The 380-nt window shown below is 39.2% G+C and carries 1 pseudogene; it reads left to right on the top strand.

Annotation, left to right across the window (positions count from 1 at the left end):
• Positions 1-380 (top strand): annotated as a pseudogene (locus tag HMPREF2701_RS04870) (conjugal transfer protein TrbL); the annotation flags it as partial.

Below are 380 nucleotides of genomic sequence, written 5' to 3'. Positions count from 1 at the left end.
GAAAAAATATCAGCTGAAAATTTATTTGAAGGGTTTAATGTAGATTTACAATCTACGGTAGATCTGATTAAATCCCTATCTAGCTACAATCCAACAGTTTGGACTTATATGTCTAGTATTACTAAAAGTGTCATGCAACCTCTTGGAGTTGCGATTTTATCAGTTGTTCTCATCCTAGAATTTTCGAAGATGGCAAAGAAAATTGCTAACTCAGGTGGAGCGATGACCTTTGAAGCATTAGCCCCGATGTTGATTAGTTATATTATGGTCGCAGTTGTAATTACCAACACGACCGTCATTGTAGAAGCCATCATCGGGATTGCGAGTCATGCCATTGAACAAGTGGCTTCGATTGTGGCTCACGGTGGGGCAAAGTATGA

The sequence above is a fragment of the Streptococcus sp. HMSC077D04 genome (assembly GCF_001808785.1).
Classification (GTDB): domain Bacteria; phylum Bacillota; class Bacilli; order Lactobacillales; family Streptococcaceae; genus Streptococcus; species Streptococcus mitis_BX.
The sequence above is the reverse complement of the archived record's forward strand: the minus strand, read 5'-3'. Positions and strand labels throughout refer to the sequence as shown.